Source organism: Dietzia sp. PP-33 (assembly GCF_033790845.1).
Classification (GTDB): domain Bacteria; phylum Actinomycetota; class Actinomycetes; order Mycobacteriales; family Mycobacteriaceae; genus Dietzia.
In genome coordinates this window covers 191,676-216,669 of the sequence record NZ_JAMYEI010000002.1, presented here as the reverse complement: position 1 = coordinate 216,669, position 24,994 = coordinate 191,676, and the positions used below count along the sequence as shown (strand labels likewise).

Sequence of the window (24,994 nt, the reverse complement as noted above, 5' to 3'; positions counted from 1 at the left end):
ATCGCGCTCCTGCCCGCCCGTCCGCCCGTTACCGCAGCCAACGCTACCGGCGTGGGTGTGGGACGTACTCTGTCGGTCGTGATCTCGACGGGAGGGGCGGCGGAGTCCGGCGGACGCGGGACAGACGCCCGTGGCCACGCCCGTGGCCCGGTGGCCGCCACCGCCCTGCTCTTCGCGGCGAACGGCGCGATATTCGGCGCGATCGTGCCCCGGCTGCCCGACCTCAAGGACGCGCTCGACCTGGGGCCGGCGGGGTTCGGTCTGGCGATGGCGTGTTACCCGGCCGGTGCGCTGGTGGGCGGGCTGTTCTCGCCCGCCCTCATGCGCAGGCGCTCGGACGGGGCCGTGGCGGTGGCCATGATGGTCGTCGCCTCCCTGGTGGCGGCGCTTCTCGGGTTCTCGCCGGTGGTGGCGGTGTTCGCCGGGTTGCTGCTGCTGTTCGGGGTGGCCGATGCCATCACGGACGTGTCGATGAACGCCCACGGTATCCGCGTGCAGGTCCGGCACGGCGCGTCGCTGATCAACCGGTTTCACGCCGTCTGGTCTCTCGGGGCGGTGCTCGGTGCGGCGGGTGGTTCGGTGGCGGCGGGTGCCGGGGTGCCGGTGGAGGGGCAGATGGTCGGCGCGGGTCTGGTGTGCGCACTCGCCGCGCTCGCCGCTCTGCCGCTGCGGTTGGGCCGACCGGCCGCCGAGGACGAGCACGGTCGCGACCTCGATCACCCGCGGCGCGAGGCCCCGTCGCGCGACGCCCCACCGCGAGACGCCCCGTACCGCCGGATCCCGGGCGGGAGGCCGCTCCTGCTACTCGTGGCGCTGGGTCTGTTCGCCTGCTGCGCCGAGATCGTCGAGGACTTCGCGCAGACCTGGTCGGCGCTCTATCTGCGCGATGTCGCGGCGGCCGGTGCCGGGCTGGCGGGTCTGGGCTTCATCGCCGTCCAGGGTGCCCAGCTGATCGGCCGGTTCACCGGTGATCGCCTGGTCGAGGGCGTCGGAGCGGCGCGCGTCGGTCGCATGGGCGGGTTGTGTGTGGTGGTGGGGTCGGGCGCCGCGCTGCTCGCCTCGTTCGCCCTCACCGGTCCCGCACTCCTGGTGGTCCTGCTCACGGGTTTCGCACTGGCCGGATGGGGCATCGCCACCGTGATCCCGGGGGCGATGGTCGGCGCGGACTCCGTGCCCGGGTTGACCCCGGGGACCGGGTTGGCCGTGCTCAACTGGGTCATGCGCATGGGCTTCCTCGTGTCCCCGCCCCTGGTCGGACTGATCGCCGAGCACGCTGGGATGCGCTGGACGGTGGCCCCGATGGTCGTCGGAGGGGTGCTCATCGCGGTGATGGCCGGTCCACTGCTGGGCCGGAGCGATCGCAGACACACCGATCACGGACAGGAGGTTCCCGCGTGAATGACACGGGTGGCCCCGAGCGCTTCGTCAAACGGGGGTCGCGCCACGGCGCCGATTTCTTCCGCCACGAGGCCGCGGGACTGGACTGGCTCGCCGCGGCCCCCGGCGGACCACGGGTGGTCGAGGTACTGGGGGTCGACGACGACGAGATCACCCTCGAGAGGATCCCCGCCGGTCGCGCCACCGCGCGAGCGGCTCGGCATTTCGGGCGTTCACTGGCCAGGATGCACGAGGCCGGGGCCGCCGCGTGGGGCGCGCCCGCGGGCGACTGGGCGGGCCGGTGCTTCATCGGCAACCGTCCCCAGGAGTGCAGGCCCACGCCCTCCTGGGGTGAGTTCTACGCGGAGCAGCGCGTCCGACCGTTCGTGGCGATCGCCGTGGACCTGGGCGTGCTGGGCGGCGCAGAGCTGGACGCGGTCGAGCGGGCCTGCGACCGGATCGCGGTCGGCGAGCTGGACCACCCCGACGATGCCCCCGCCCGCCTCCACGGCGACCTGTGGACCGGCAACGTGCTGTGGACATCCGCTCGCGCGGATGCCGACGGGCATCCCGGGGTGGAGGCCGTGCTCATCGACCCCGCCGCCCATGGCGGGCACCGCGAGACCGACCTGGCCATGCTCGCATTGTTCGGGGCGCCGCACCTGGAGGAGATCCTGCGCGGATACCAGGACCAGCACCCGCTGCGCGAGGGCTGGCGCGAGCGGGTGCCCCTCCATCAGCTGCACCCGCTGGCCACCCACTCGGCCGGGCACGGAGCCGGGTACGCGATCGCGTTGGCCGACGCCGCCCGGCAGGTGCTTCGGCTCTAGTCACCCGCCGGACGGCACCTCGCGGAGCGAAACCCTGCTACAGCGCTGCGGGGCTGACGCGGAAGACCTCGTCCTGGTTGTCGGCATCGGAGGTGGTCACCAACAGTGAGCCGTCCGGCTCGGACATCAGCGAGCGGAGACGACCGAACTCGCCCTCCAGGAGAACGGCGGCGTCCTCGACGGACCGTCCGTCGTCGGAGAGCCGGAGCAGGACCAGCTTCTGGGTCTTGAGGTTGGCCATCGCCAACGCGCCCTCCCACTCGCCCCACCCGGAGCCCTGCAGGAACTCGATGTCCGCGGATGCCAGTGTCGGTTCGCCCGAGGACCACACGGCCTCCACCGCGTCCGGGAACCCCGCAGTGTCCGTCATCGGGACGTTCTGGTTGTAGCTCCCGTCGACGTTCGGGTTCCACCCGTAGTTGGCACCGCGCTCGAGGAGGTTCACCTCGTCGTCGACGTCCGGGCCGTGCTCGGCGGAGTAGAGGCGCCCGGTCCCCGGTTGGATCGCCAGGCCCTGGACGTTGCGGTGGCCGATGGTGTGGATCACCGAGTCGCCGGTAGCGGGCGAGCCGTCCGGGTTGATGTGCAACGTCTTGCCGGCCAGCGACTCGAGGGACTGCGGGCCGGTCGCACTGTAGGTGTCTCCGGTGCCGATGTAGATCGACCCGTCCGGGGCGGTGAGCAGGCGGCAGCCGCTGTGGATGCCCTCAGCGCCCAGGGGCATCCCCGTCAGGGTGTCACGGACCCTGGTCATCTCGGACCAGTCGTCGGCGGCCCGGAACGTGGTGACCCGGTTGTCCCGCGTCCCGCCGGCATCTCGCGACCAGCAGACGTGGATCTCTCGGTTCTGGGCGAAGCCGGCGTCCACGGCGAGACCCACCAGGCCGCTCTCGGACTGGTGGACGAGTCCGGTCAGGTCGATCCCCACCTCCCGACGGGCACCGCCCGGGAGCTGGGCCACCATGCGGCCGCCGCGCTCGCCGGTGAGGATGGTGCCGTCGGGGGTCCGGACCACGTCCCACGGGATGTTGAGTTGATCCAGGACCGTGGTGACAGCGACCCCAGGGCCTTCCACGACCTCCACACCCTCTCCCGCACCGACGCCGACCTCCGGCGGGAACAGGACGTCCGGCGGCACGGAACCTGTGTCGACCAAGCCCGCCGATCCGGACCCGAGGGATCCGAACTGGGCGTTCGCTACAGCGGGAAGCGTGAGGGCGACGGCAGCGGCTGCGGCCACCCCGGCGAGTGAACGGGCACGGAGACGGGCAGTGGTCGAGCGGGGGGTGGGGGTCAGTGGCACGGTGGCTCCCTATGTATCGGGTGTCGACTTGCGGTGTGACACAGACCATATGCACAGAGAGCGGGGCGCGGTACCGGTTCGACGACGAACCCCGGTCACCCGCCGTCGGTGGGCGGATGGCCGGGGTTCGGTCGGCGCGGGAGCGCCGGTGTGCGAGTCGGGCGGGGAGCTAGAGCTCCTCGATGGTGGCCGTCGCGTGCACCGTCCCGAGCTTGCGCGGGTTGCGCACCGTCAGCGACCAGGCCGGGTCGCCCGTACCCGCGCCGCGGCGGGCGTAGACGCCGAGCTTGGCGGGCAGGACGACGGGCTTGCCGAACTCCACCGAGTACCGCGCCCGCTCGGGGATCGCACCCTCGACCACGCCGAGCATGGTGGCGGCCGTCCACATGCCGTGGGCGATGACGTTCGGGAACCCGAAGGCCTTGGCCCCCACCTTGGAGACGTGGATCGGGTTGCGGTCACCGGACACCGACGCGTACTCCGCGATCAGCGACTCGGACACCGGCCTGACCACAGTGGGGTCGCCGATCTCCGCGGCGGTGGGCGGCTCGGGCCTCGGCGGGCGCGGCGCGTCCTTGGGCGGGGTCAGGGACGTCCTGCGCTTGGAGAGCAGGCCCGACCGCTGGATCCAGGCCGGCTCGTCGTCGTCACCGGTACGGATCTCCGTGACGATGTCCAGCAACAACCCGGAGGGGTGCTCCCGCAGGTTCTCGGCCCGCGCGCGGACGGAGAGCTCGTCTCCCACCCGCAGGGCGCGGCGGGACTCGATCTCGTTGGTCAGGTGCACCGACCCCATGGCCGGCACCGGGTAGGCCGGGTCCAGCATGAGCTGCATGCTCAGCGGGAAGGCCAGGGTGAACGGGTAGGTCAGCGGCAGGGCGTCACCGAACCTCAGGTCGCAGACCCGGGCGTAGGCGGCCAGGTTGGCCGGGTCCACGCGCACGCCCTCCACCTCGACACCCTTGTCGGGCATCGACGTGCCGTCGCGCTTGGCACCCACCACGGGCACGGAGCCGATCGCCGCCTTGCCGTACTGGGCGAGCAGGTTCGGAATGGCGGGAAGGGTGGTGTATTCCACGGTCTGATCCACCCCGATCACGCCCCCAGCAGGGACTGGCCGCACACGCGGATCACGTTGTCGGTGACCGCGGAGGAGGCCGGGCTGGCGAAGTAGGCGATGGTCTCGGCCACGTCGACCGGCAGCCCGCCCTGCTGCATGGAGTTCATGCGACGTCCGGCCTCGCGGGTGGCGAACGGGATGGCGGCGGTCATCTGGGTCTCGATGAAGCCCGGGGCCACGGCGTTGACGGTGACCTTCTTGGACGCCAGCTCGGACGAGGCGCCGTTGACGAACCCGATCACGCCGGCCTTGGAGGAGGCGTAGTTGGTCTGGCCGCGGTTGCCGGCGATGCCGGCCATCGACGAGACGCCGACCACGCGGCCGCCCTCGGTGAGGACGCCCTTCTCGGCCAGCTCGGCGGTGATCCGCTCGGGCGCGATGAGGTTGACGGCCATGACCGAGTCCCAGCGGGCGGAGTCCATGCCGGCGAGCGTCTTGTCGCGGGTGATGCCGGCGTTGTGGACGAGGATGTCGACGACGCCGTCGTGACGCTCCTGGACGTGCTTGGCCAGCACCTCGGCGGCGTCGGTGGCGGTCACGTCGAGCGGCAGTGAGGTGCCGCCGATCTTGTTGGCCGTGGCCGAGAGGGACTCACCGGCGGCGGGGATGTCGCAGCAGATCACGTGCGCGCCGTCCCGGGAGAGCACGGAGGCGATCTCCGCGCCGATGCCGCGGGCGGCGCCCGTGACGACGGCGACCTTGCCCTCGAGCGGGCGCTCCCACGAGGCGGGGGCGGTGGCGGCACCGGCACCCACGTGGAAGACCTGCGCGTCGACGTAGGCGGACTTGCCGGACAGGATGAAGCGCAGGGTGGACTCGAGGCCGGAGGCGCCGGTGTCGGCGTCGGCCGAGACGTAGACGAGCTGGACGGTGGTGCCCCGCTTCATCTCCTTGCCGAGCGAGCGGGTGAAGCCCTCGAGCGCACGCTGGGCGATGCGTTCCTCGACCGAACCGGTCTCCTCCGGGGTGGTGCCGAGGACGACCACCCGGCCGCTGGCGGCGACGCGGCGGACGAGGGGGTTGAAGAACTCGAACAGCGACTTGAGGTCCTCGGTGCGGCGGATGCCCGTGGCGTCGAAAACCAGGCCCGCGAACTTGCCCTCGGCGTCCGCGCCGGCCAGCTCGTAGTCCGACTCGAGGATCGCGCGGACGGGCTCGACGAGGCGGCCCTCGCCACCGACCAGCACGGGGCCGTGGAGAGCGGGCTGTCCGACCTCGTGCCGGCGGAGCTGCTCGGGCTGGGGGAGGCCGACCTTGCCGGCGATGAACGACCCGGGGGCCGAGGTCACGAACTGCGAATAGAGGTCGAGGTTGCCCTGTGCCATGGCGATCATCTCCTGGAGAGGTGCGGTAGTACCGGTCGACAAGTAACTTACTGCTGAGTAACAATACTAGTCGGGCCGCGCTACGGGCCACCGGATACCGAGAACACACGGGAGTGACACACGTGACCACCAGCCCCCGCAAGGTCGCCATCGTCGGCGGCAACCGAATCCCGTTCGCGCGATCGAACGGCAAGTACGCGGACGCCTCCAACCAGGATATGCTCACCGCCGCGATCGACGGTCTCGCCAGCCGCTACCACCTGCAGGGCAAGCGCGTCGGCATGGTCGCCGCGGGTGCGGTGCTCAAGCACGCCCGCGACTTCAACCTCACCCGCGAGTCGGTCATCGGATCGGTCCTCGACTCATCCAGCCCGGCCTACGACGTGCAGCAGGCCTGCGGCACCGGCCTGGCCACGGCGATCCAGGTCGCCGATGCCATCGTCATCGGCCGCATCGACGCCGGGATCGCGGGCGGAACCGACACCACCTCGGACGCCCCGCTGGCCGTCAACGACGATCTGCGCAAGATCCTCATCAAGGTGACTTCGGCCAAGAGCACCGTCGACCGGCTCAAGCTGCTCGGCGACATCCGCCCGCAGGCCCTGGTCCCCGAGCAGCCGCAGAACGCCGAGCCCCGCACCGGTCTGTCGATGGGCGAGCACGCCGCCATCACCGCCCGTGAGCTCGGCGTGGCCCGTGAGGACCAGGACGCGCTGGCCGCTGCCAGCCACCACAACCTCGCCGCCTCCTACGAGTCCGGTTTCCAGGACGACCTCGTGACCCCGTTCCTCGGGGTGCCGCGCGACGACAACATGCGTCCCGACTCCTCCGAGGAGAAGCTCGGGAAGCTCAAGCCGGTGTTCGGCAAGCGCGACGCCGAGGCCCACGGCACCGAGGCCACGATGACGGCCGGCAACTCCACCCCGCTCACCGACGGCGCCTCCGCGGTGTTGCTGGCGAGCGAGGCCTGGGCCGAGGAGAACAAGCTCCCGGTCCGCGCCTACCTGGTGGACTCCGAGACCGCGGCGGTCGACTTCGTCCACGGTCACGACGGCCGGACCCCGGACGGGTTGCTCATGGCCCCCACCTACGCGGTGCCGCGCCTGCTCGAGCGCAACGGCCTGACCCTGCAGGACTTCGACTACTACGAGATCCACGAGGCCTTCGCCTCGCAGGTCCTGGCCACCCTCGCGGCCTGGGAGTCCGAGGAGTACTGCACCGAGCGTCTGGGGCTGGACTCCGCGCTCGGGTCGATCGACCGCAGCAAGCTCAACGTCAACGGCTCCTCGCTGGCGGCGGGCCACCCGTTCGCCGCCACCGGTGCCCGCATCCTGGCCGCCACGGCCAAGCTGCTGGAGCAGAAGGGCTCGGGCCGGGCGCTCATCTCCATCTGCGCGGCCGGTGGTCAGGGCGTCACGGCGATCGTCGAACGGTGAACCCGGCACGCTGAACGGACGCCATCACGGCTGATGCCGTCTGACGAGTGCAGCCCCCGCGCACGGCGCGGGGGCTGCACTCATCGGTAGCGGTCCGCCATAGTGGACTATGGCAGTGGTTCGGGTGGGGTGTCCCCGGCCGGCGCCCCACCGGGTCGAAGGTCCCCGCTGGTGAGGAGGGGTGAGAACGCATGGACGAGTCCACCGCCGTCGACGACGACGGCCGCGCGCGGCCCGTCTCGATCGACGGCGCCGCCCCGCAGCCCGCGGCCGCCGATCGGCACCGGTACCGGGTGCGCACGCGGTGGATCTACGCGGGCGTCGGCGTCTTCATGGGCCTGTCCGTGCTGTACGGCTTCGATCTGGTCCACAGCATCGGCCGGGTGCCGCGTGGGGCCGAGGTCGCCGGGATCCAGGTGGGCGGGATGCAGACGGCTGAGGCCGAACAGCGCCTGATCAGGGAGTTGGGGCCGAAGGTCGACGAGGAGGTGGACCTGCGGGCCGGGGTCGTGTCCACCACCCTCGATCCGCAGGCGGTCGGACTGTCCGTGGACTGGCAGGGGACCCTCGACCGGGCGGGCGAGCAGCCGTTGAACCCGCTGACACGGTTGGTCAGTCTGGTGTGGTCCACCGAGGTGGGCATCGCCAGCGTCATCCCGGACGCACGGCTGACCGATTTCCTGGAGAAACTCGCGCTGCAGGCCGATTTCGAACCCCGCGAGGGCGCCATCTGGTTCGACAGCGCCGAGGTCCGCTCCGCGATCCCCCTGGACGGCCAGCGGGTCCGGATCGAGGCCTCGCGCGACGCGGTGCTCGAGCACTGGCTCAACGACGACGGGGTCGACCTCGTCGTGGACTTCACCCCCACCGAGACGCAGGCGGACGAGGTCCGGGCGCTCATCCGCGACGTGGCCGAGCCCGCCGCCGAGCGCGAACTGACACTGCTGGCCTCGGAGATGGGCGACGACGGAACGGAGCCGCCCGTCACCACCATCACGACCAGGATGCCGGCCCCGCCGGCGCCACCGGGCCGGGATCGGGCGGTTCCCGCCGAGCGGGAACTGGAGATGGTCGAGCCCGACAGTCCCGAGGCGGTGCCGATCCCGTTCCCCCGGGACCGGATCGGCGAGTACCTGACCTTCGTCCGCGAGGGGGACGTGCTGGAGCCGCGGTTCGACGCCGATGCGGCCAAGGGGATCCTGGAGCCGTTGATGGCCGAGACCGAGCAGGAGGGCAGGGACGCCACGTTCTCCTTCAGCGGGTCGTCCGCCTCTGTCGTCCCGGCGGTCCGGGGTCGCACCGTCTCGTGGGGCCCGCTGCTCGGCGCCCTCCCGGGCCAGCTCACGGACGTGCAGGGACCCCGCGTCCTCCCCGTCACCTACGTGGGCCGCGATCCCGAACTGACCACCGAGGAGGCCGAGAGGGCCGGGATCCGGGAGCCAGTCGGCGAGTTCACGGTCGCCGTGGGCGCCAGCGGGCGGGCGCAGTCGATGATCGCCTCCCTCGCCGGACACTTCATCCCCGCCGGCGGGACCTTCTCCATGGCGGAGGTCGCCGGCACCGTCTCCGGGGACGTCTCCGCGGACGCCGTGGCCACGGCCCTGTTCAACGCCGCGTTCGAGTCCGGGGCGCAGGGGCTGGTCCGGACGGGGCGGGGCGTCGACGGGGCACAGTTCCCCGCCGGGCGCGACGCCACCGCGTCGGCGGACGTGGGCTTCCGCAACGAGCAGGGGACGGGACTGGTGATCGACGCCTCCGGGAGCGGCAACTCGGTGACCGTCCGGTTGTGGGGCACCCGTGAGTACACGGTCCGGGTCTCGACCGCACCCCGGGCCGACATCCGGCGCCCCGAGACGCGCGTCGTCACCGCCGCCGGGTGCACCCCGGATCCGGGCGCCGTCGGGTACACGGCCCGGGTCACGCGGGTGGTCCAGCGGGGTGGCGACACCGTCAGCACCGACACCGTGTCCTCCACCTACGCCCCCCGGGCCCGGATCGAGTGCCGGGTCGAGCAACCCACGCCCAGCCCCGACGAGCCGCCCCCGCCGGTGCCACCCGTCCCGGACGACGCGATCCGCATCCCGGGCCTGCCGGAGATCCGTATCCCGGGCCTGCCCGGGAACTGACCCCCCACCGGGGCACCAGGCCACGGAGCGAGGTATGCGCCCGAAACGCACCGATCCCCGGGGGTTGTGCGGCGTGTCGGGACCGAACACAGCGCACAACCCCCGGGGATCGCGGGGAGTCGGTCAGGCGTGCGTCAGAACGCGGCCTCGTCCAGCTCCATGAGGTCGCTGCCGAGTCCGGCGACGATCCCGCGGGTGGCGGTGATCAGCGGGAGTTCGTTGTTCGCGAACCACTTGGCCGCCGCGATCTTGCCGGCGTAGAACGCCTTGTCGTCGCCCGTCGCACCGTCCGTGTTGGCGAGGGCGACCTCGGCGCCGGCCAGCAGGCGCCACCCCATCATGAGGTCACCGAACGCCATGAGCAGGCGGACCGACGCGAAACCGATGGTGTAGAGGTGCGTGGAGTCCTCCTGCGAGGCGAGCAGGTGGTCGAAGCAGGTGCCGACCATCGCCTCGACGTCGGCGAGCGCGGTGGCCAGGAGCTCACGCTCGGTGGCCAGCTCCGCGGGCCCCTCGGCCTCGATGAACTTCTTGATCTGCGCCGACACATGGCCGATCGCGGTGCCGCGGTCGCGGGCGATCTTGCGGAAGAAGAAGTCCTGCGCCTGGATCGCGGTGGTGCCCTCGTAGAGGGAGTCGATCTTGGCGTCGCGGATGTACTGCTCGATCGGGTAGTCCTGCAGGAAGCCCGACCCGCCGAAGGTCTGGAGCGACTCGGTGAGCAGTTCGTAGGCCCGCTCGGAGCCGACACCCTTGACGATCGGCAGCAGCAGGTCGTTGACCCGGTGGGCGAGCTCGCCGTCCGCGCCGGAGACGCGCTCGGCGATCGAGACGTCCTGGTGTGCTGCGGTGTACATGTACACCGCCCGCAGGCCCTCGGCGAACGCCTTCTGGCGGATGAGCGCGCGGCGCACGTCCGGGTGGTGGGTGATGGTCACGCGGGGGGCGTTCTTGTCGGCCATCTCGGCCATGTCGCCGCCCTGGACGCGCTCCTTGGCGAACTCCAGGGCGTTGAGGTAACCGGTCGACAGGGTGGAGATGGCCTTGGTGCCGACCATCATGCGGGCGTGCTCGATGACGTCGAACATCTGGCGGATGCCCAGGTTGAGCTCCCCGTCGCCGACGATCCAGCCCTTGGCCGGCACGCCGTGCCCACCGAAGGTCACCTCACACGTGGTGGAGACCTTGATCCCCATCTTGTGCTCGACTCCGGTGACGAAGACACCGTTGCGCTCACCCAGCTCGCCCGTCTCGAAGTCGAAGTGGGTCTTGGGGACGAAGAACAGGGACAGGCCCTTGGTGCCCGGTCCGGCGCCCTCGGGGCGGGCCAGGACGAGGTGGAAGATGTTCTCGAACATGTCGTCGGAGTCCGCCGAGGTGATGAACCGCTTGACGCCCTCGATGTGCCAGGAGCCGTCGTCCTGCTTGACGGCCTTGGTGCGGCCGGCGCCCACGTCGGATCCGGCGTCCGGCTCGGTGAGCACCATGGTGGCGCCCCAGCCGCGCTCGGCACAGACCGCGGCCCACTTCTTCTGCTCCTCGGTGCCGTTCTCGTAGAGCACGGCGGCGAAGGACGGGCCGGCGCCGTACATGAACGCGGGAGGGTTGGCGCCCAGCATCATCTCGCCCGCGGCCCACACCATGGCGCGGGGCGCCGGCATGCCACCGAGATCCTCGGGCAGGCCCATCGACCAGTACCCGGCGTCGAACCAGGCCCGGAACGACTTCTTGAAGTCCTCGGGGAGCGTCACCGAGTGGGTCTCGGGGTCGAAGACCGGCGGGTTGCGGTCCGCGGAGGCGAAGGACTCGGCGACCGGGCCCTCGGTGAGCGTGGCGACCTCGGCGAGGATGCCCCGGGCGGTGTCGGTGTCCATGTCGCCGAACTCGCCGGCGTCGAGCGCCTCGTTCATGCGCAGGACCTCGAACATGTTGAACTCGAGATCGCGGACGTTGCTCTTGTAGTGACCCATTACGGTCTTCTCCGATCGGAGTGCGGTGTCGTGGCAATGGAGGTGGCCGGGCGGGTCGGAAGCGGTGGCTTCTGGCGCACCGCAACCTACTCGCCGGTAACAAAACAGATGTTAGTGCGTCGTCAGCGATCCGTCCAAGGTGAGGAATCGCTCTTATTTCCCCGGCGTGGCCTGTGTCTTGCCGACAGGGCTCGGCGGACGTCCGGTTCGGGCAGAATCGATCCATGGCTGACATGCAGGTCCGGGTCCCCTCCCCGTCGTCCCTTCTCCAGACCGCGTTCAGGGTGGTCGAGTGGGAACTGTCGATGGCACGGGAGTTCCTCCTGCTGCCCGCTCGGGTCATGGCGCTGCTGGAGGACGTCGAGCAGATCGTCCAGCGGGTACAGCGCCTGCTGGACGAGGTGCACCGGACGGTCGCCGCGATCGACCAGATCGTGGTCACGGCCGCGGAGACCGTCGACGGGGTGCGTGCCACGGTCGCCCGGGCCAACCTGGTGGTCGACGACGTCGCCCGCACGGTCTCCTCGGCTGACGGGATCGTCGCCCGGGTCGGTTCCACCGTCGAGTCCGCTGACGGGATCGTCGCCCGGGTCGGCTCCACCGTCGAGTCCGCTGACGGGATCGTCGCCCGGGTCGGTTCCACCGTCGACACCGCGGACGAGGTGGTCCTGAGGGTCGACTCGACGGTGGACGCCGCCGACGGTGTCGTGACCCGTGTCGGATCCACCGTCGACGTGGCGGACGGTCTCGTCACCTCCGCGGGCGGGCTCGTGACCCGGGTCGTGCCGATGCTGGACTTCGCCGAATCCGCACTCGCGCCCGTCAGGCCCGTGGTGGAGGCGCTGCTCATCGACGCAGAGCTCGACCCGGAGCTCGCGAGGCTGGTGGCCTCCCGCATCACCGAGGTCCTCGTCTACGCGGACAAGACCGTCGCGATGCTCGAACCGATCACGGAAGAGGTCCTGTCCTCGGTCGAGCCGGAGGAGATCCGGGCTGTCGTCCAGTTCATCGACCACCTCCCCGTCCTGGGCAGGACACTCGAGCAGGACGTCATGCCGGTCCTGGCGTCCCTGGACACCGTCGCCCCCGAGGTGCATCAGATCCTCGAGGTGGCCCAGCAGTGCCTGGAGGCCGTCGCGGGCATCCCCGGTTTCCAGCTCCTCCGGCGCCGTGGAGAGAACGGCAAGGGCGGGTCGTCCGGGGCGGGAGCGGCCCGGACCGACCAGGGCCGGCCCGGACCGGACGCATGAGGCCCTCGTAGGCTCGTGGCGCACGACGCAGTGAAAAGACCCGAGGCCCTCCCCGTGTGGGGAGGGCCTCGGGTCGTGGAGCCGATGACGGGAATCGAACCCGCGCTGTCTGCTTGGGAAGCAGAAGTTCTACCATTGAACTACATCGGCGATGCTGCCCGAAGGCCGGTTCAGATTAGCACGGACGGTCCGGCCGTCAGTCGTTCCGGGGTCCCTTCCGGGCGGCCTTTCGCCGGGCCCCGGTGGTCATGGGCTTGCGGGGCCGGCCGAGCGACTCGCGGGGGACGAACCCGAACGCGACGCCGCCGATCACGGCCACGGCGATCGCCCCGATGATCCACGGGGTGGGCGATCCGCCGCCGGTCAGTCCCAACAGCACGATGAGAGCGGCGACGCCCACGCACACCCAGGACCAGATGGTCCAGCGCCAGATGTACTTCGAGGGCTCTTCCCTGAACTCGTCCATGCCCTCGATTCCACCACGTCAGCGGTGGTCGGCGCATATCCGCTGTCGGCGCGGGTGGTCTGGTCGGGCCGGCAGCGGCCGGCGGTGTGGCGGGTTTCACGCTCGATGCGGGGTGGGATCGGGTATCGAACCGTCCTCCGGTGACGCTGAAAGGGAGGAGAGTCCGTTTCATGCGCCGGGTGTCCGGCCGGCGGGCCCGAACCCTGCCAGGAGGCACGACATGGACGACGTGACGGAGCGGCCGATCGCCGATCGTGTGCGGACCGTCCTGGCGCGCGGTGCCTCCGGGACGGTCGGGGCGGGGTTGCTGACGAGGCCGCTGCGGTCGGCGCGGGTCCGCGACGACGGAGTGATCGTGCTGGTGGTGGACGTCGGCGGTATGACCCGTGGGGTGGGCGAGCCCGCCGGCGTCGCCTCTCCCGGAGGGTCGGCGTCGGTCGAGATCGTCGACACGGTGTGTACCGGCCGGTGTCGCCGGCCTGGTGGGGGGCCGTCCTTCGCGCTCGACGGTGGGCCGTCGGCGGGTGTTCCGCGGACCGGGAGCCGGAGTGCGGGAGGCCGTGAGACACCATGTGACGACGAGTGCGCGGTGGTTCGCGGAGTCGTCACCATCTCGGGGATCGTCACGGCGTCCTCGGGGTCGCGGCGGCGCAGACTGGTCGCCGCGGACGGCCGCGGTCCGGGCCCGGACGGGCAGGCCGGATCACTGCGCTTGAGCGAACTGCAACCGCTGGAGATCTCCTATCTGTGTGCCGACGGGGCTTACATGATCGGTCGGGGAGAGCTCGCGGCGGCGGCGGTCGACCCGATCGGCATCGACGAGCAGGCGTGGTTGCGTCGCCTGGGTTCCGAGGCGGGTCTGGCGGCGCGACTCGCGCTGCGAGCCGGTCGCCAGATCGCCGGCACCCGGCAGTGGATCGTCGGGATCGACAGGTTCGGCGTGGATCTCGAGTCGGGCTCCCCGTCCGGGTTCCGAGAGGTCGTCCGAGTGCCGTTCGCGCAGGTCTGTCGCGATTCCGAGGATGTGCGGCGGGAGCTGAAGGCCCTCGCCGGGTGAACCGGATCGGAGCAATTCCCCCGAAAGTCTTGCGCTAGAGGTAAGCCTTACCTAAGTTAGTCGCTGCGGGTAGTCACGTCCCCGCCCCGGACCGTTCCGGCGCCTTCCCTGGGGTGCCGGGACGGTGCGGGAACGACAACGGTGCGGGTACGAGAACTGTGCGCCGAGAGACTTCCGAGGAGAAGGCATGCGATCACTGGTGGGCCCCGTCCCCGAGCCCGCGGAACGAGTGAGCTCGGCGCTGCGCCGGTGCTCCCGCGCCGCCCTGGGCCTCTCCTCCGCCACGTCCGGAGAGTCCGCCTCCGAGGTGAGCCTGGTGCACCAGGTGCCGGAGACCGCCGACCTCTGGATCGCGCTCCCGGTGGCCGACGCGGCCACGATCGGCTCCGTGGGGTTGCGGGCGCGGCTCGAGGTCCTGGACGAGATCGTCGGGGGAGCGGCCGAGGGGCGCTGTCGTCGCATCGTCGTCGTCGAGGGTCTCCTCGAACTGCCCGGGGTGCGCGCCCAGCGCAGCACCGCCGGGGAGATCGCCCGCGACCTCCCCGACCCCGTCCTGCTGGACGTGGGCACCGGCGTCGCCCTGGTCCGACTCCGCGCCGAGCGGATAGTCCTGACCGACGACGACGGCGTGACGGACATCGAGCCCGAGGACCTGGCCACCTCCGGCCCCGACCCCTTCGCCGATCTCGAGGGGCACTGGCTGGACCACCTCAACGACCCACGCTGCCAGGTGGTGCCGCGGATGGCCCTGCGCGTGTGCCGGTGCCTGCCGGCAGAGCGTCCGCTGCTCATCGGCATCGATCGCGCGGGGGCGGACATCGAGCTCGTCGGGCGCGACGGACGCATCCACCGCGAGCGGCTGCCCTTCGCCGAGGCGTGCACCACCGCCACGGAGTTGGGGACCCAGCTCCGACTGCTCGCCGGGGGGTCGCGATACCCTCTAGACCGTGCTGCTATCCGACCGTGACCTCCGCTCCGAGCTCGCCGACGGGCGGCTCACGATCGACCCACTGGACGCCTCGCTGATCCAGCCGTCGAGTATCGACGTCCGCCTCGACAGCCTGTTCCGTGTGTTCAACAACTCGCGCTACACCCACATCGACCCGGCACAACAGCAGGACGAGCTCACCGAGCTGGTCGAACCCGCCGAGGGGGACCCGTTCGTGCTCCACCCGGGCGAGTTCGTCCTGGGCGCCACACTCGAACGCCTGGCACTGCCCGACGACCTGGCGGGCCGACTCGAGGGCAAGTCCTCGCTCGGCAGGCTCGGGCTGCTCACGCACTCCACCGCCGGGTTCATCGACCCGGGGTTCGAGGGTCACATCACGCTGGAGCTGTCCAACGTTGCCAACCTGCCCATCACGCTGTGGCCGGGGATGAAGATCGGCCAGCTCTGCCTGTTCCGGCTGTCCAGCCCCGCCGAGGTCCCGTACGGCACCGCCGCCACGGGGTCCAAGTACCAGGGTCAACGCGGCCCCACGGCCTCCAAGGCGTACCTGAACTTCCGCTGACCCGGGCCCCGCAGCAGGACGCTCGTCCGGCGTTCACCCGGGCGTTTCCGCGCCGTCGTCCGGGGACGGTAGAACTGCGCTATGCGTATGACCGTGTTCGGGACCGGGTACCTGGGTGCCACCCATGCCGCGTGTATGGCGGAGTTGGGTCACGAGGTGCTGGGGGTGGATGTCGACGAGGCCAAGATCGAGCGGCTGCGCCGGGGTGAGGTGCCGTTCTACGAGCCGGGGTTGCCGGAGATCCTCCTGCGCCAGGTCGAGGCCGGTCGGGTGCGGTTCACCACCGACTACGCCGAGGCCGCCGAGTTCGCGGACCTGCATTTCATCGGGGTGGGTACCCCGCAGCGCAAGGGTGAGTTCGCCGCGGACACCTCGTTCGTGGAGGACGTGGTGGCGCGGCTCGCGCCGCTGGTGACCTCGGACGCGGTGGTGGTGGGCAAGTCGACGGTGCCGGTGGGCACGGCGGCACGGTTGCAGGAGATCGCCGACTCCCGCGCGACTGAGGGGGTGCGGGTGGAAGTGGTGTGGAACCCGGAGTTCCTGAGGGAGGGTTTCGCCGTCGAGGACACGCTGACGCCGGACCGGATCGTGATGGGGCTTCGGGAGCCGGGCGGCTGGGCCGAGGAGGTGGTGCAGCGGGCGTACGCGCCGATCCTCGAGGCGGACCCTTGTCCGGTGATCGTGACGGATCTGGCCACGGCGGAGCTGGTCAAGGTCAGTGCGAACGCGTTCCTGGCCACCAAGATCAGCTTCATCAACGCCGTGTCGGAGGTGTGTGAGGCCGCGGGCGCGGATGTGACCGTGCTGGCGGACGCGATCGGGATGGATTCGCGGATCGGGCGGCGGTTCCTCAACGCCGGGTTGGGTTTCGGTGGGGGGTGTCTGCCCAAGGACATCCGGGCGTTCATGGCCCGTGCCGGCGAGTTGGGGGCCGATCAGGCGATGTCGTTCCTGCGGGAGGTCGACTCGATCAACATGAGGCGGCGTGAGCGGATGGTCGATCTGGCGGTCGAGGCGTGTGGGGGGATGCTGATCGGTAAGACGGTCGCGGTGCTGGGGGCGGCGTTCAAGCCGAACTCCGACGACGTGCGGGACTCCCCGGCACTGAACGTGGCGGGGATGCTCTCGCTCAAGGGGGCGCAGGCGGTGGTGTACGACCCGCAGGCGCTGGACAACGCGCGGGCGCTGTTCCCGACGCTGGCGTACGCCGAGTCCGCGCTCGAGGCGTGTGAGGGCGCGGACGTGGTGCTGGTGGCCACCGAGTGGGCGGAGTTCCTCGAGTTGGACCCGGCGGCGGTGACCCGGGTGGCGCGCGGGCGGATCCTGCTGGACGGGCGCAACTGCATGCCCGCCGACAGTTGGCGCGCGGCCGGCTGGACCTACCGCGCCCTCGGCCGCGGAGTCGCTGACGTCACCGCCGCCGGATAGAACGGGTCCGCGCCGCGCCCGCTACTGGCGGTAGGAGGCCAGGAAGTTGCCGATCCGCTCGATCGCCACGGCCAGGTCGCGGCCGGCGGGCAGCGTGACCACTCTGAAGTGATCCGGGTCCGGCCAGTTGAACCCGGTGCCCTGGGTGACCAGGATGCGCTCGCGCTCGAGCAGATCCAGCGCGAACTGCCGGTCGTCGCGGATCTCGTGCACCTCCGGGTCGAGCTTGGGGAACACGTACAGGGCGCCCATCGGCTTGACGCAGCTCACGCCTGGGATCGAGTTGAGCTTCTCCCACGCGATGCCCCGCTGCTCGTGCAGCCTGCCGCCGGGTTCGATCAGCTCATCGATCGACTGGTAGCCGCCCAGGGCCACCTGGATGGCGTGCTGTGCGGGAACGTTGGGGCACAGCCTCGTCGAGGCCAGCAGCTCCAGACCCTCAAGGAAGCCGGCCGCGTGGGCCTTGGGGCCGGTGATGGCCATCCAGCCCGCCCGGTACCCCGCCACCCGGTACGTCTTCGACAGGCCGTTGAAGGTCAGGACCAGCAGATCGTGGGCGAGCGTGGCGATGGACGTGTGCTGGGCCTCGTCGAAGATGATCCGGTCGTAGATCTCGTCCGCCAGGACCAGCAGACTGTGCTCGCGGGCGAGGTCCACGATTCCCTGCAGGACCTCCCGGGAGTAGACCGCCCCCGTGGGGTTGTTGGGGTTGATCACCACGATCGCCTTGGTCCGCGGGGTGATCTTGGAGGCGATGTCCTCGAGCGACGGGTTCCAGTCGTTCTCCTCGTCGGCGAGGTAGTGGACGGGCTTGCCACCGGCGAGTGAGGTCATGGCGGTCCACAGCGGATAATCCGGGGCCGGGATGAGGACCTCGTCGCCGTCGTCGAGCAACGCCTGCATCGTCATGGTGATGAGCTCGGACACCCCGTTGCCCAGGTAGATGTCCTCCACGTCCAGCTGCGGGAAGTCCGGGACCAGCTCGTAGCGGGTGAAGATCGCGCGGCGGGCCGACAGGATGCCCTTGGACTCCGAGTAACCCTGGGCGTGGGGGAGCGCGGCGATCATGTCGCGCATGATGACGTCCGGCGCCTCGAACCCGAAGGGGGCTGGGTTGCCGATGTTGAGTTTGAGGATCCGGTGACCCTCCGACTCGAGCTGGTTTGCTCGCGCCAGAACCGGGCCACGGATCTCGTAGAGGACGTTCTTGAGCTTGGAGGACTGGTCGAGCGTGCGCGGTGGGCGGAGCTCGCGTCCCGGGGTCTCAGGCGTCATGACTGCTCATTGTGCCACCTCGGCCGGGGGCGGGTCCGGCCGAGCCGACCCGCGGTTCAGATCCCGTACCGCAGGTCGATGATGGCGGGGATCTCCGAGTCGGGCAACAGATCGTCGGGATGCTCCACCGAGAGAAAATCCACACATCGTCGTTCATTCGACGCCAGGGCGTACGGCTGTGAATCGATTGAGAGCCCGGTGAGCTGACGCAACCTCCGGACCTCGCCCCGGACGGTGGCAGTGGCGCCTTTGTCGCTGTAGAGCGCCTCGGAGAGCGCCCGGGCCGTCCAGGCCTCCCGGGATGCCAGGAGCGCGAGGAGCTCGGCCCGCCGCGGGGTGAGGGCGATCGTCGATCCATCGGCACGGATCACAGACGGCCGCCATCCGAGCAGACGGATCTCGGTCACGGGGTTGGCGTCGGTGTCAGGATGCCCGCCGGGGCCGGGACGAGCTGCCGAACCGGACGGGTGGGGGTCCCCCGGGCCCGGCCCTCCCGGACCGGTGGCGAGCAGGGTTTCGGCGAGTCGGGTACCGCAACGGACGAGGGACGCGGTCTCAGAGCTCGAGAAGCGGATCGGGTGTGAGACGTCGAGGACGCCGACGATCTCGCCCTGCGCGTTCCTCACCGGGCTCGCGGTGCACGTCCAACCGTGATGGGCCCGGACATAGTGTTCGCCCGCGGTGGCGTGCGTCAACGTCCCGGTCTCGAGGGCGAGCGAGATGCCGTTGGTACCGATTCCCCGCTCTGACCAGTCCGCGCCCTCCGCGAAGGCGATGGAGTCCGCACGGCGGAGTACCTGGGGGCTTCCCGCCCTCCACAGCAGACAGCCCCGCGAGTCGGTCAGGACGACCAGATGCCGGCCTGCGGCCGACGTATCCGCGACCGAGGCCACCACTTCCGTCGCGATGTGGCGCAGGGGGGTCCTCTCGCGTGCGGTCGCGATCTCGTCTCGGGCGAGGACGCGGGCGGGAAGTTCCTGATCCGGTGATATCCCGGCAGCTCCGCTGCGCCTCCACGCCCGCAGGACCCGCGAGTCGAGGTCGGACGTCGCGCCACCGGAGAGCGCGATCCCGTGGGCCCTGATGGAGCGCTCCGCGAAGGCCCGGGGGTCGGAGAACCGCAGGGCCGGGTGCAACGACATTGCCACCCCCTGGGGAAGAAAGTGTGATCTACGTCATTGAAAAGCTACACGACACCAAGGAGTGGATATGACCCAGACGACCGACGTACCAGCCCACCGGGGCGGGCACGCCACCGACAGCGGGGGTGTGGGCGACGACGTGGTGAGCGCGGACGCCGCGGTCGAGCAGTGGCTCGCCGCCTTCGACGAGGCCCTGCGGTCGGGAGAGGCCGATCGCGCCGCTGAGCTGTTCGACACCGAGGGTTACTGGCGCGACTTCGTCGCCTTCACGTGGAACCTCAAGACCCTCGAGGGGCGCGAGCAGATCCGCCGCATGCTCGAGTCCCAGCTTCCCGCGGTCTCCCCCTCCGCCTGGTCGCTCGACGAACCCGCGAGCGTGTCCGGCGAGGTGATCGAATCGTGGGTGACCTTCGAGACGGCGGCCGGCCGAGGGTGGGCCCACCTCCGGTTGCGCGACGGGCGGGCCTGGACCCTCCTGACGACGATGCAGGAGCTCAAGGGTCACGAGGAGAAGAAGCGCAGAACCCGGGACCAGGGCGTCGAACACGTCATCAGCCGGGGTCGCAAGACCTGGCTTGAGAAGAAGAAGGAACGCCAGGAGACCCTCGGATACACCGAGCAGCCGTACACGGTGATCATCGGCGGAGGTCAGGGAGGAATCGGGCTCGCCGCGCGGCTCAAGCGGCTGGGGGTGCCGACCATCGTCATCGAGAAGAACGAGCGGGCCGGCGACTCGTGGCGAAAGCGCTACAAGTCACTCCACCTCCACGACCCCGTCTGGTACGACCACCTCCCGTACATCCCCTTCCCCGACGACTGGCCGGTGTTCCCCTCGAAGGACAAGGTCGGGGACTGGCTCGAGCACTACACCGCCATCATGGAGCTGGACTACTGGTCCGGTACGCGGTGTCTGAAGGCGGACTTCGACGAAGAATCCGGGACGTGGCGGGTCGAGGTGGAGCGACGCGGTGAGAAGGTGGAACTCCGACCCACCCAGTTGGTCTTCGCACTCGGTGTCTCCGGCTACCCGAACATCCCGCACTTCGAGGGCGCGGACTCGTTCGCCGGGGATCAGTGGCATTCCTCCGAGTTCACCGGAGAGGGGGATGTGCAGGGCAAGCGGGCCGTGGTGATCGGCTCGAACAACTCGGCCCACGACATCTGCGCCGCGCTCTGGGACCACGGAGCAGAAGTCACCATGGTGCAGCGCTCCTCCACTCACATAGCGCGGAGCGAGTCGCTCATGTCGTTGGCGCTCGGGCCCCTGTATTCCGAGGACGCGCTGGAGGCCGGCGTGACGACGGAGAAGGCCGACATGCTCTTCGCCTCCTGGCCCTACCGGCTGCTCCCGGGGGTGCAGATCCCCGTCTACGAGCAGATGGCGGAGAAGGATTCGGAGTTCTACGGGCAGCTCCGCGAGGCCGGATTCGAGCTGGACTTCGGGGAGGACGGGTCCGGACTGTTCCTCAAGTACCTCCGGCGCGGGTCGGGGTACTACATCGACGTCGGTGCGAGCCAGCTGGTGATCGACGGCGAGGTCGCACTGGCGCGCGGACAGGTGAGGCGGATCCGGCCGGACGCGGTCGAGCTGGACGACGGGCGGACTCTGCCCGCCGACGTCATCGTCTACGCCACCGGCTACGGCTCGATGAATCAGTGGCTGACCGATCTGGTGTCGCAGGATGTTGCCGATCAGGTGGGCAAGGTCTGGGGATACGGCTCCGACACCACGCGGGACCCGGGTCCCTGGGAAGGTGAACTACGCAACATGTGGAAGCCGACGAACGTCGACCAGCTCTGGATCCACGGCGGCAACCTCCACCAGTCCCGCCACTACTCGAAGTACCTGTCCCTGCAACTCAAAGCCAGGATGGAGGGTGTTCCCACCCCGGTGTACCAGGTCCAGGAAGCGCATCACCCCTGCTGACAGCGATACCCGGAAATGACCTGCGGCCCGTGATCGAGGTTCCGATCACGGGCCGCACGGGCAACTACACGAGGTCAGCCCAGGGAGATCCCGTAGCCGCCGGGCTTCGTCGAGCGGGGAATCGAACCGCCCTTCGCAGGTGCCGCCGGGGCGTCCGCCTCGGTGGCCGAGGCGTCGGACTTCGGCTCCTCGGCCCCGGTCTCCGACTCGGTCTCGGGCTCGGGCTCGGGCTTCGCAGGCTTGTCGTCCGCCGGGGCGGCGGCCGGGGCAGCCGCCTTCGGGGCACCTGGTGCATTGGCCGAACCGGGCGCCTTGGGCGTGCCCGGGGCCTTGGGTGCGCCGGGCGCCTTGCCCGCGCCCTTGAGGCCGAGGCCCACGGCGGGCTTGGCCGGGGTGGCGGGCTCGGCGGCTCCGCTCGCGTCGCCGGCGGGCTCCGCCGCGGCCGACTCGGTGGCCTCGGGCCCGGCGGCGGCCGGGGCAGCCGCCTTCGGGGCACCTGGTGCCTTGGTCGGGCCCGGTGCCTTGGCCGAGCCCGGTGCCTTGGGTGCGCCCGGTGCCTTGGCACCGCCGCCGAGAGTCAGTCCTCCGGCCTTCGGTGCACCGGTGGTGGCCGGCGGAGTGCCCGCGGCGGCCTCCCGGGTCTCCTCCGTGCGCTCGGCGTCCTTGACCGCCGACTGTGCCTCGGTCGCGGACTCGCCGGTCTCGGCTCCTCCAGGTGCCGTGGTTCCGCCGGGCGCCTTGGCCCCTCCGGGTGCCTTGGGTCCGCCCGGAGCCTTCCCGCCACCACCGAGCGAGAGACCGCCCGCCTTGGGCGCGCCCTTCGAGTCGGCGGCCGACGGACCGGCCTCGGCGGCACTGACGGAGCCCGCGGAACCGGCGGCGGCGACCTCCGCCCCCTCACCCTCGTCGATCACGGGGTTGTCCGGGACCTGCTCGGCCTCGGTTTCCGTGGGCTCGGCGACCGCGGTCTTGGCCTCCGCAGCCTCGGCGGCCTCCTTCTCCGCTGCGGTCTGCTCCCGCTTGGGCTGCTCCAGCCACGCGGCCTCGCGGGGCTCGGGCAGGCCGTCGCGGGTGACGGACTCCAGCAGAAGCTGGGCCACGTCCACGACCTCGACCTGACCCTCCAGCTCGGTGCCGTCGGTCTGCGCGGTGGCGCCGTCGGAGAGCATGACGCGACAGAACGGGCAGCCGGTCGCGATCTTGGTCGCCTTGGTGGACAACGCCTCATCGACACGGTCGACGTTGATCCGCTTGCCGACCGTCTCCTCCATCCACATCCGCGCGCCACCGGCGCCACAGCACATGGACCGCTGACCGTGGCGGGGCATCTCCGTGAGGGTCACCCCCGAGCCGTCCATTAGCTCACGCGGCGCCTCGTACACCTGGTTGTGACGGCCGAGGTAGCACGGATCGTGGTACGTCACGCCGCCGTCGATCGGGGCGACCGGCACGAGACGCTTCTCCCGGACGAGGCGGTTGAGCAGCTGGGTGTGGTGGACCACCTGGTAGTCGCCGCCGAACTCGCCGTACTCGTTCTTGAGCGCGTTGAGGCAGTGGGCACAGGTCACGACGACCTTGCGCTGCCCCGTGGGCACGCCGTCGAAGGCGTTGTTCATGGTCTCGATGTTCTGCTCGGCGAGCATCTGGAACAGGAACTCGTTGCCCGCCCGTCGTGCCGAGTCGCCGGTGCAGGTCTCGCCCTGGCCCAACACGGCGAACTTCACACCGGCGGTGTGCAGCAGCGTGGCCACGGCCTGGGTGGTCTTCTTTGCGCGGTCCTCGAACGCACCGGCACAACCCACCCAGAACAGGTACTCCGTGTCGGAGAAGTCCTCGATGTCCGAGCCGATGACCGGGATCTCGAAGTCCAGGTTCTTCATCCAGTCGTCGCGGCCCGAGTTGTTCTGACCCCAGGGGTTGCCCTTGTTCTCGAGGTTCTTGAACAGGCCGGCGAGCTCGGTGGGGAACTCAGACTCGATGAGGACCTGGTAACGACGCATGTCGATGAAGTGGTCGACGTGCTCGATGTCCACCGGGCACTGCTCGACGCAGGCGCCACAGGTGGTGCAGGACCACAGGGCTTCCGGGTCGATGATGCCGGCGGCCATCGGGTCGTCCGAGACGTCGGCCGTGGTGTGTCCGATCAACGGGCGCTGGGCCTCGAGGCGGGCGGCCTCGGGGATCTTGGCCAGGGCCTTCTCGTCGGGATTCCCGTCGGCGTCGACCAGTCCGGTCTCCTCACCCATGGTGGTCTTGCCACCGGCGAGCAGGTACGGAGCCTTGGCGGCGCCGTGGTCCCGCAGGGCCATGATCATGAGCTTGGGGCTGAGCGGCTTACCGGTGTTCCAGGCGGGGCACTGCTCCTGGCAGCGGCCACACTCGGTGCAGGTGGAGAAATCCAGCCAGCCCTTCCAGGAGAAGTCCTCGATAGCGCCTGCGCCCAGGACCGGCTCGAAGTCCTCGTCGGCCTCGGTGCGCTCCTCGATCTTCTCCATGGTCAGCGCCTCGCCGTCCATGGTCATCGGCTTGAGGGCGCCCAGCGCGGTACGGCCGTCGTCCTCGCGCTTGGTGTAGATGTTCACGAACGCCGCGAAACGGTGCCAGGCGACGCCCCAGGTGATGTTGCGGCCGACCACGTACAGCCAGATCATCGCGGACATCAGCTTGACGAAGGCGAATGCGGAGACCATCTCGGGGCTGGACGGCAGCAGTGTGGCGACCTGCATGGTGAAGAAGTCGGTCGCGGGGTTGGCGTGGCCGTAGGTCGCGATCTTGCCGGCCTTGACCATGATCATGCCCAGGCCCTCGATGAGGACGACGGCCTCGACGAAGTAGGCCGCACGACGATCCGAACCCGTGAAACGGTTCAGCCCTCGGCGCATGGAACGCTGCCGGATGATGATCAGCACGATGATGCCGATGACGGTGCCGAGCCCGAGCAACTCGTCGATGAAGTGGTAGACGGCGGTGTCGCCGATGATCGGCCAGTGGCCCTCGGGGTTGAAGGTCTGGATGTAGGCCTCCATGGCCACGACCGAGCCGAGGATGAAGCCGAACATCACCAGCCAGTGGGACACGCCCACCGATTTCTTCCGGAGCATTCTCGTGTGGCCGATGAACTCCACGATGAGTGTCTTCAGACGCGGGATCACCGGCGTCCAGCGCTGGAACCCGTCCTTCTGGCCCAGGCGGATGGACCGCACGATACGGGCGATCCCCCCGAAGAACGACCCCCAAGCGAAGATGGAGACCAGGACACCGATCGTCCCGAGAGTGATGGTCACGCCTGACATGGTTCGCGGCCTTTCGTCGCACTTCTCGACGTACGAGCACCTGACGACCCCAGGGGTGCCCGTCGACGGACTTGTCGTTAAAGGTAAGCCACGCGGGCCCCGTCCCACGAGTTGAGGTCGCCCTTAGCGGAGCGGACTCGACTCGCCGGACGGGGCCC

General features: G+C 70.2%; 18 protein-coding genes and 1 tRNA gene. 10 read left to right on the top strand and 9 right to left on the bottom strand.

All coding sequences use genetic code 11. From position 1 onward, the window contains the following. Window positions 1-78 precede the first annotated feature (78 nt). Both NJE57_RS05105 and NJE57_RS05100 read left to right on the top strand, forming a co-directional pair. Window positions 79-1,398 carry an MFS transporter gene (locus NJE57_RS05105; RefSeq protein WP_319027320.1) on the top strand — a complete coding sequence of 440 codons (1,320 nt, stop codon included), beginning with the start codon at window positions 79-81 and terminating at the stop codon, window positions 1,396-1,398. Next, entirely contained in the window at window positions 1,395-2,207 is an 813-nt protein-coding gene (locus NJE57_RS05100) for a fructosamine kinase family protein (protein ID WP_319027319.1), read from the top strand. Before NJE57_RS05105 ends, NJE57_RS05100 begins: the two co-directional genes overlap by 4 nt. A 37-nt stretch (window positions 2,208-2,244) precedes the next feature. On the opposite strand, the gene NJE57_RS05095 is transcribed toward NJE57_RS05100, so the two are convergent. From NJE57_RS05095 to NJE57_RS05085, 3 genes are all read right to left on the bottom strand, one after another. Then, complete coding sequence (locus NJE57_RS05095; RefSeq protein ID WP_319027318.1) at window positions 2,245-3,510, bottom strand: PQQ-dependent sugar dehydrogenase; 1,266 nt, start codon at window positions 3,508-3,510, stop codon at window positions 2,245-2,247. A 169-nt stretch (window positions 3,511-3,679) separates the two neighbouring features. Continuing rightward, complete coding sequence (locus tag NJE57_RS05090; RefSeq protein WP_319027317.1) at window positions 3,680-4,588, bottom strand: MaoC/PaaZ C-terminal domain-containing protein; 909 nt, start codon at window positions 4,586-4,588, stop codon at window positions 3,680-3,682. 17 nt (window positions 4,589-4,605) lie between these two features. Then, entirely contained in the window at window positions 4,606-5,955 is a 1,350-nt protein-coding gene (locus NJE57_RS05085) for a 3-oxoacyl-ACP reductase (RefSeq protein ID WP_413464358.1), read from the bottom strand. A gap of 122 nt (window positions 5,956-6,077) precedes the next feature. Between NJE57_RS05085 and NJE57_RS05080 the strand changes: the two genes are divergently transcribed. Continuing rightward, window positions 6,078-7,391, top strand: a complete 1,314-nt coding sequence (locus tag NJE57_RS05080) for an acetyl-CoA C-acetyltransferase (RefSeq protein WP_319027316.1) — start codon at window positions 6,078-6,080, stop codon at window positions 7,389-7,391. Between the two features lie 191 nt (window positions 7,392-7,582). After that, entirely contained in the window at window positions 7,583-9,517 is a 1,935-nt protein-coding gene (locus NJE57_RS05075; RefSeq protein WP_319027315.1) for a VanW family protein, read from the top strand. Window positions 9,518-9,651: 134 nt separating this feature from the next. On the opposite strand, the gene NJE57_RS05070 is transcribed toward NJE57_RS05075, so the two are convergent. Further along, on the bottom strand, window positions 9,652-11,487 hold the full coding sequence (locus NJE57_RS05070; protein WP_319027314.1) for an acyl-CoA dehydrogenase: 1,836 nt from the start codon (window positions 11,485-11,487) through the stop codon (window positions 9,652-9,654). Window positions 11,488-11,711: 224 nt separating this feature from the next. Between NJE57_RS05070 and NJE57_RS05065 the strand changes: the two genes are divergently transcribed. Next, on the top strand, window positions 11,712-12,737 hold the full coding sequence (locus NJE57_RS05065; protein ID WP_319027313.1) for a methyl-accepting chemotaxis protein: 1,026 nt from the start codon (window positions 11,712-11,714) through the stop codon (window positions 12,735-12,737). Between the two features lie 76 nt (window positions 12,738-12,813). Here NJE57_RS05065 and NJE57_RS05060 read toward each other — a convergent pair. Next, window positions 12,814-12,887, bottom strand: a tRNA-Gly gene (locus tag NJE57_RS05060). A 46-nt stretch (window positions 12,888-12,933) separates the two neighbouring features. After that, window positions 12,934-13,203, bottom strand: coding sequence for a hypothetical protein (locus NJE57_RS05055; RefSeq protein WP_319027312.1), 270 nt, complete (start codon window positions 13,201-13,203; stop codon window positions 12,934-12,936). 220 nt (window positions 13,204-13,423) lie between these two features. On the opposite strand from NJE57_RS05055, the gene NJE57_RS05050 reads away from it, so the two are divergent. The 4 genes from NJE57_RS05050 to NJE57_RS05035 all read left to right on the top strand — a co-directional run bounded on the left by NJE57_RS05050 (window position 13,424) and on the right by NJE57_RS05035 (window position 17,199). Then, window positions 13,424-14,260 carry a DUF2470 domain-containing protein gene (locus NJE57_RS05050; protein WP_319027311.1) on the top strand — a complete coding sequence of 279 codons (837 nt, stop codon included), beginning with the start codon at window positions 13,424-13,426 and terminating at the stop codon, window positions 14,258-14,260. A gap of 187 nt (window positions 14,261-14,447) precedes the next feature. After that, a complete protein-coding gene (locus NJE57_RS05045; RefSeq protein ID WP_319027310.1) occupies window positions 14,448-15,227 on the top strand; it encodes a hypothetical protein in 780 nt (259 codons plus the stop codon). After that, window positions 15,208-15,771, top strand: coding sequence for a dCTP deaminase (dcd, locus tag NJE57_RS05040; protein WP_319027309.1), 564 nt, complete (start codon window positions 15,208-15,210; stop codon window positions 15,769-15,771). The genes NJE57_RS05045 and dcd overlap by 20 nt, the downstream gene beginning before the upstream one ends. An 81-nt stretch (window positions 15,772-15,852) precedes the next feature. Continuing rightward, window positions 15,853-17,199 (top strand): UDP-glucose/GDP-mannose dehydrogenase family protein, encoded by a 1,347-nt coding sequence (locus NJE57_RS05035; protein ID WP_319027308.1) that lies wholly within the window; start codon window positions 15,853-15,855, stop codon window positions 17,197-17,199. 21 nt (window positions 17,200-17,220) lie between these two features. Here NJE57_RS05035 and NJE57_RS05030 read toward each other — a convergent pair whose 3' ends face one another. Beyond that, window positions 17,221-18,474: a pyridoxal phosphate-dependent aminotransferase gene (locus NJE57_RS05030; protein WP_319027307.1), complete on the bottom strand. Its 1,254-nt coding sequence runs from the start codon at window positions 18,472-18,474 to the stop codon at window positions 17,221-17,223. 56 nt (window positions 18,475-18,530) lie between these two features. Further along, window positions 18,531-19,616 (bottom strand): helix-turn-helix domain-containing protein, encoded by a 1,086-nt coding sequence (locus NJE57_RS05025; protein WP_319027306.1) that lies wholly within the window; start codon window positions 19,614-19,616, stop codon window positions 18,531-18,533. A 67-nt stretch (window positions 19,617-19,683) separates the two neighbouring features. Here NJE57_RS05025 and NJE57_RS05020 point away from each other — a divergent pair, with 67 nt between their 5' ends. After that, complete coding sequence (locus NJE57_RS05020) at window positions 19,684-21,543, top strand: NAD(P)/FAD-dependent oxidoreductase (protein WP_319027305.1); 1,860 nt, start codon at window positions 19,684-19,686, stop codon at window positions 21,541-21,543. 74 nt (window positions 21,544-21,617) lie between these two features. On the opposite strand, the gene NJE57_RS05015 is transcribed toward NJE57_RS05020, so the two are convergent. Continuing rightward, complete coding sequence (locus NJE57_RS05015; RefSeq protein ID WP_319027304.1) at window positions 21,618-24,836, bottom strand: heterodisulfide reductase-related iron-sulfur binding cluster; 3,219 nt, start codon at window positions 24,834-24,836, stop codon at window positions 21,618-21,620. Window positions 24,837-24,994 lie beyond the last annotated feature (158 nt).

Excerpts from the sequence above, each read along its gene's own strand:
- NJE57_RS05015 (WP_319027304.1), bottom strand. The coding sequence starts at position 24,836 with ATGTCAGGCGTGACCATCACTCTCGGGACGATCGGTGTCCTGGTCTCC.
- NJE57_RS05075 (WP_319027315.1), top strand. The coding sequence starts at position 7,583 with ATGGACGAGTCCACCGCCGTCGACGACGACGGCCGCGCGCGGCCCGTC.
- NJE57_RS05025 (WP_319027306.1), bottom strand. The coding sequence starts at position 19,616 with ATGTCGTTGCACCCGGCCCTGCGGTTCTCCGACCCCCGGGCCTTCGCG.
- NJE57_RS05030 (WP_319027307.1), bottom strand. The coding sequence starts at position 18,474 with ATGACGCCTGAGACCCCGGGACGCGAGCTCCGCCCACCGCGCACGCTC.
- NJE57_RS05020 (WP_319027305.1), top strand. The coding sequence starts at position 19,684 with ATGACCCAGACGACCGACGTACCAGCCCACCGGGGCGGGCACGCCACC.
- NJE57_RS05035 (WP_319027308.1), top strand. The coding sequence starts at position 15,853 with ATGCGTATGACCGTGTTCGGGACCGGGTACCTGGGTGCCACCCATGCC.
- NJE57_RS05055 (WP_319027312.1), bottom strand. The coding sequence starts at position 13,203 with ATGGACGAGTTCAGGGAAGAGCCCTCGAAGTACATCTGGCGCTGGACC.
- NJE57_RS05065 (WP_319027313.1), top strand. The coding sequence starts at position 11,712 with ATGGCTGACATGCAGGTCCGGGTCCCCTCCCCGTCGTCCCTTCTCCAG.
- NJE57_RS05050 (WP_319027311.1), top strand. The coding sequence starts at position 13,424 with ATGGACGACGTGACGGAGCGGCCGATCGCCGATCGTGTGCGGACCGTC.
- NJE57_RS05045 (WP_319027310.1), top strand. The coding sequence starts at position 14,448 with ATGCGATCACTGGTGGGCCCCGTCCCCGAGCCCGCGGAACGAGTGAGC.
- NJE57_RS05085 (WP_413464358.1), bottom strand. The coding sequence starts at position 5,955 with ATGGCACAGGGCAACCTCGACCTCTATTCGCAGTTCGTGACCTCGGCC.
- NJE57_RS05070 (WP_319027314.1), bottom strand. The coding sequence starts at position 11,487 with ATGGGTCACTACAAGAGCAACGTCCGCGATCTCGAGTTCAACATGTTC.